Source organism: Tritonibacter mobilis, from assembly GCF_001681715.1.
Taxonomy (GTDB): domain Bacteria; phylum Pseudomonadota; class Alphaproteobacteria; order Rhodobacterales; family Rhodobacteraceae; genus Epibacterium; species Epibacterium mobile.
The window spans coordinates 1-5,721 of sequence record NZ_LNWY01000039.1; the positions used below are offsets into that span (position 1 = coordinate 1).

The following is a 5,721-nucleotide window of genomic DNA, read 5'->3' on the forward strand; positions in this document are numbered from 1 at the left end:
CATTTGTCAACATGACCTAACGTCCGGTGGTGACCAAATCGCCCAACCCCGGCGCCCAAATTTGGTCCGAAGATGCACTGAGGCTGTCAGTCTAGAACAAACCCGCTTCTTTGGCGGTCATCGCGGCTTGGGTGCGGTTCTTGGCATCGAGTTTGCGACACAGCGTACGCACGTGCAGTTTGATGGTGACTTCCTGCAAATTGAGGTCGCGTGCGATTTCCTTGTTGGATTGACCGCGGCAGAGGCCACTTAGAACCTCGACCTCGCGTGGGCTGAGTTGTGCAAGCAGCGGGTGGGCGGGGGCGGAGGCCTCTTCGCGCATCAATTCAACCGGCACGTAGATTTCACCCGCACTCATGAAGCGCACCGCATTCAGCAGCGATTGTGCCCCCATGGTTTTGGGAATGAAGCCAATCGCGCCAGCATCGAGAGCATCCTGCGCAGTGCGTGTCGGGGCGCTGCCCGACAGGATTGCGACGCCGCGTCCGCCGTTGGCCTTCAGCGCGCGCTGCAGACCATCCAACCCGTTCATACCGGGCATGTTGTAGTCCAGAAGCACCAAATCAAACGGACCATTGTCTTCGAGCTCTTTCATCGCCCGGGGCAGGTCCGTGGTTGCTGTAATCTGCGCGCCACCCTCTGACGAGAGATAGGCAGAGATGGTGTCGCGCACCATGTCATGATCATCTGCGAGTAGAATACGCATATCGCCGTTTAACCCGTTTTCACTGTTCATCTAAGATCCTAGCGTCGAAAACCTTTATAATCCATCAACTTCTAAGACCTTTCGATCTGCTGCTTATTTAATTTGATTATCTGATACGAAAATTGCGTTCAACTTATGGCAAATACCACTCTTTTGCCATAGGTCTTTCCAAACCATGAAAATCGTAAAAATACAGAAAACGGGACATGAATTCGAAATGCCAGATCTGAAGATTTACCGATCTTATACGAAAGTCTAGGAGACTATACACAGGCGTTCATGCCCGCTGGCGCAGGATGTGTCATGGTCTTGGCGAACCCACTGTGGGGTTGACCGTGTTTTGGAGGTACATCATGAGATCACTGCTGGTTGCCGTGGTAGCGCTGTTTGCAACATTCTGTTCTGCAATCGCATCTGAGGGTGAGGTTGTGCTGACATTGCGAAATGGCGATCAAACCCATGAATTCACGGTCGAAGATCTGCGCAACCTCGGAGAGCGCGAGGTGGTGACCGAGACCATCTGGAGCGACGGTGAGCAGCGATTTGTCGGCGTCTCGCTGGATCGGCTGATGGCCGAAGCAGGTGTGAGCGAAGGTACGCTGGAGGCGGCTGCGGTGAACGATTACGCGGTAGAAATCCCGATGTCGGACGCGCGGCCAGATGGTCCCATCGTCGCTTACATGCGCAATGGCAGGCTGATGTCGCTGCGGGACAAGGGACCTCTCTGGGTGATTTACCCCTATGACAGTGCCTTGGAATTCCGTACCGAGGAAGTCTATTCCCGCAGTATCTGGCAATTGAACAGGATAACGGTGAAGTAATCCGCCTTTTCGGAAGGCCTAAATTCAGGAGGTGTCCGGCCGTTGGTGCGCCCAAAGATACCGAATACGCATCGCTGGATTATTTCTATTGCCGCCGTAGTTCTTATACTACTGGCGGCACAAGCCTTTCGTTTGGGGAAAGATGTGCAAACCCGGATCGAGGCGCTTTCGAGCGCGGCGACAGACAACCTACAATGGACTTTGTCACAGGCTGAGGTTGACTATCTGAAATATCGGTTTGCTGCGATGCAGGTGCGCCAACGCCAGGATCTTCCTCGCTTGCGGCGCCAGTTCGACATCTACTACAGCCGCATCGCCACATTCCGCGAAAGCTCCTCTTACTCTGGTGTGCGGGCCACGCCCGAGGGGGGAGAGACGTTGGAGCGGCTACATCAAGGGCTGCTTGAGCAGGCGGAACTGATCGATTCTTCTGACGACACATTGCTGGCGCGATCGGACGAATTGCTGCGGATGATCGTAAGCGAAGGGGACGACGTGCGCGATCTGGCCCTTTTTGGTGTTGTGCTGCAGGCCGAAACCGCCGGGGAAGAGCGGGTCTTATTGCACGAACTGTTCTCGCGTCTTGCGATCGTTGTTCTTGCCTTGATGGGAACGCTGGCGCTCACCGCCTTGGTCATTTTGCGCTTGTTCCGGCGCGGTCAGCGGTTGTCGATGTTGCAAGCGCAGGAAGCGGCCCGCACCGAGGCAATGGTGACCTCGTCTCTGGATGCAATCCTGATGGCCGATGCCGCAGGCCGGATCACAGCGATCAACGGCGCTGCCGAAGAGATTTTTGGCTATAGCGAGGATGAGGCGATCGGGCTGAGCTTTGACGCCTTGGTCCTGAACTCGCCTGATAACTCCGGTCCAAACAAACTCGACGATATTTTGCGCGAAAGTGACGGTCGCATAGAGATGACCGCACAGCGTAAGAACGGAGAAATCCTGCCTGTCGAAGTGTCTCTGACCCTCAGCAAATCTAACGGAAATCAGGTGCTTGTGAGCTATGTGCGCGATATTTCGCGTCGCCTGCAAGCCGAAGAAGAACTGCGTCGCGCCCGTGACGACGCGCTCGCCGGTGAGCAGGCCAAGGACCGATTGCTCACCGTGATGAGCCACGAGATGCGCACGCCGCTCACCGGTATTCTCGGCTCGCTTGATGTGCTCGAAGATCTGGGACCAACCGCAGATCAACAGCGCTATATGCAGGCGATGCGTGTGTCGGGGGAGTTGCTTTTGCATCACGTCAATGACGTGTTGCAACTGTCGCGTCTTGAGGCCGGTGCCGACCCAGACCCGCCGCACCCCTTTGATCTGGATGAACTGGTGAGCGGCATAGGAGAAAGCCAGCAAGCGATTGCGCGGCGCAACAATAATGAGCTGACGGTGTTTTGTAGTTTGGGTGGGTCCTCCGGGGTTGAGGGGCGATGCCGCTACGTCCAGCAGGTTTTGCTCAACCTGATCGGAAATGCGTTGAAGTTCACCCATGATGGCGCGGTGTCCGTCGATGTGATGCGCACGGAGGGGGATCTGGTTGAATTCAGTGTTGCAGATACCGGAAAAGGCATCGCCGCTGAGGATCTGGACCGTATATTCGATGATTTCACCATGCTGGACCCCAGCTATAAACGGGGAAGCGAGGGGACCGGCCTGGGGCTGGCCATTTCTCGCCGGTTGGTCCGGCTGATGGGGGGCGAAATCACCTGCGAAAGCGAGCCGGATGAAGGCAGCCTCTTCACTTTCACCATCCCGCTCCCGCCTGTGACGCTGGATGAGACGGCGCAGGATGCAAAACCCTTGGGTATGCCGACCGGTCGGCGACTGTTGGTGATCGAAGACAATGACATCAACCGATTGTTGCTGGAGAAGATGCTGGGAGATCTGGGGCATGACGTGATCTCTGCCGATGGCGGTGCCGCTGGAGTTGAGATGATCCGGGCGGAGCGTTTCGACCTCGTCATTTCCGACATCAGCATGCCCGATGTGGACGGGATGGAGGTCTTGCGCCGTGTTCGAACTGAGGGCTTGGCTGATGACATAGATATCGTCGCCCTGACCGCCCATGCAGCGCGGGACGATCATGAGCGCATTCTGGATGCGGGATTTGCAGAGGTTCTCACCAAACCCATTGACCGCGCGGCCTTGGCCGAGATGGTGTCGCGTCGCTGCGCAGGCAGCAACCAGCCAGCGCAGCAGAACACGCCTCAACAAGACGAGTCGGACATTACCCAATTTGTCGAGGCGGTGGGCACAGAGAAAGCCCGCCATTTCCTCGCAGAATTTCGCAGTGATGTTCAGGCGTTGCGCGATGCGCTGAGCGAAAGCGGCGAACTCACAGAAAGCCACAGGCAGGAGGCCCATCGACTTGCCGGATCGGCAGCTGTGCTTGGGTTTGGAGCATTGCGGGCGTCCATGCTGCAGATAGAACAAGCCAATACCAATGCCGTACCAGAATTGGCGCATCTTCAAGATGCGTGGGGCAGCGCAGAGGAGGTTCTCGCGCGTCACGTAGGCGCGTGATTGCGCGCCGTACCGAGCTGTAAGGGATAAGACTTGGCCAGTCACACTGACGGCGGGACACTCTCACTTCAACGGGTGATTATATACGCCAAGCCTATTCGCCTGAGCCTAAGGAGCGGTCGAGTACGAGGCATAACCCTGAAGCAGGTGCTCGGTGAGGCGCGGCCACGCCGTGTCCAAAATCGGCGGAAAGTTGTGGTGGTTATGTTCAAGCGCCGTAGTCCCCATATCTAAATTTGTTAAAATTGTAAGCATCAGTTGCAAAAGTATGTATCATTAGTTAATAATTATATGTCCTTTTGGTGGTGTGACCTGCCACCATCTGCACACTTGTACACTAGCCTGTACACAACTAACGGCCAGCCTCGCTGGCCGTTTTTTTATATGCAATTCCCGCCTTTCACGTTTCTTAGTGGGCGGGGGAATTTCGCCAACAGCCTGCTGTTCCACTTTGGTGCGTAAAACCCGTGCGGATCCTGCTGCTGTGCCTCGCTACTTTGGCCCTCAACGCCTCAACCTCCTACGTTAAAAGCACCGCCCCCTGTGTGGAGCCGGTTCTGCTGCTGGTGCGGTGATTGTCTGATCAAGAGGTTGAGCTGATGTGGGCGTATGCGTTATAGTGCTTGTCAGAGAACTCTTAGGTGGTCATTTGCCAAGCATAGTATTTTAATTGGATTGTGCGACGAAATCCTCATTCTTCCGTCTACTGCCTTGCTTTAAGTAATAATAATGTGCACACATCTCTCTTCAGTGCTCAAATAGGAGCACTAACTTTAAGAGAACGAAAATATGATGAAAACCATCTCCTTATTAGCCCTTGTTGCATTCATCTCCGCTTGTACCGCTGCTGACAAGGCCGCAGACACTGCAGATACCACCGTCAAAACCGCGAGCAAGGTTGCGGTCATCGGAGCGGTTGCCGCTGGCGCAGCGACAGTTGCTAAAGCCGCTGCAGGCGGTTGATCAAATTGACGCCCGGCGTAAGTCGTAACGCCGGGCGTCACTTTGTAATTAGCGACGCGGACATGCTTCCGCCTTCAGATCGTGCAACACTCACAGCCTTGGGCGTGGTGCTTTCTTTTTCATCAACGTACGCTTGTTTCATGTTCTCCAATGCAAGCCCTTGCTTGTGCCGCCAGTCACACAACCGCCGCTGGCAGAGCCGGTTAGGTCTTGGTCACTCTCTGGATCCACTCCCAATCTTCGTATCTATCTCCGCGTGTTTGAAGGTGAGTATAACGCTGCATGGAAGCCCATGATCGATGTCCCGAAACTGCGGCAACTTGGGGAATAGTCTCTCCCATTTCAAAAAGCCTTGAAATACCTTCATGCCGTAGGTCGTGAAATACGAGATCTGCAATCCCAAGCATACGACAAGCCTCAGTCCAGCGCCGAGAAATAACGTCTTTTGAAGTCCCGAAAATCAGCGCGCGTTTCTTTTCTACCTTGCTCTTGATTGGCTTCATGGACTGCGCGACCTGTAGCGCTGGGGTAGGGAGGTCACACCAGACATCGTTGCCCGCCTTTTTGCCGGGGTGCTTCATGTCCTTTATAAAAAGTCGGCTGGTTTCAGGGTCAAGATCGGTGTGTTTTGCGCGGGCAATCTCAGACTCGCGGCGGGTAGAAAACAGTGCAAAGAGGGTAATTTTGTGCTTAGGGTCAGGATGCATTGAT

General features: G+C 55.0%; 5 protein-coding genes. 3 read left to right on the forward strand and 2 right to left on the reverse strand.

Features of this window, described 5'->3' with window-relative positions:
- Positions 1-91: 91 nt before the first annotated feature.
- Complete coding sequence (locus UB90_RS22190; protein ID WP_005616283.1) at positions 92-706, reverse strand: response regulator; 615 nt, start codon at positions 704-706, stop codon at positions 92-94.
- Positions 707-1,059: 353 nt separating this feature from the next.
- On the opposite strand from UB90_RS22190, the gene UB90_RS22195 reads away from it, so the two are divergent.
- The 3 genes from UB90_RS22195 to UB90_RS22900 all read left to right on the forward strand — a co-directional run bounded on the left by UB90_RS22195 (position 1,060) and on the right by UB90_RS22900 (position 5,010).
- Positions 1,060-1,527: a putative pterin-binding protein gene (locus UB90_RS22195; RefSeq protein WP_065326641.1), complete on the forward strand. Its 468-nt coding sequence runs from the start codon at positions 1,060-1,062 to the stop codon at positions 1,525-1,527.
- Between the two features lie 42 nt (positions 1,528-1,569).
- Positions 1,570-4,047, forward strand: a complete 2,478-nt coding sequence (locus UB90_RS22200; protein ID WP_065326632.1) for a hybrid sensor histidine kinase/response regulator — start codon at positions 1,570-1,572, stop codon at positions 4,045-4,047.
- Between the two features lie 789 nt (positions 4,048-4,836).
- The gene (locus UB90_RS22900) at positions 4,837-5,010 is read left to right on the forward strand and encodes a hypothetical protein (RefSeq protein ID WP_009179288.1); all 174 of its coding nucleotides are present in this window, start codon (positions 4,837-4,839) and stop codon (positions 5,008-5,010) included.
- A 203-nt stretch (positions 5,011-5,213) separates the two neighbouring features.
- On the opposite strand, the gene UB90_RS22205 is transcribed toward UB90_RS22900, so the two are convergent.
- The coding region (locus UB90_RS22205) for a tyrosine-type recombinase/integrase (protein ID WP_227512088.1) at positions 5,214-5,721 on the reverse strand (508 nt) is incomplete at its 5' end.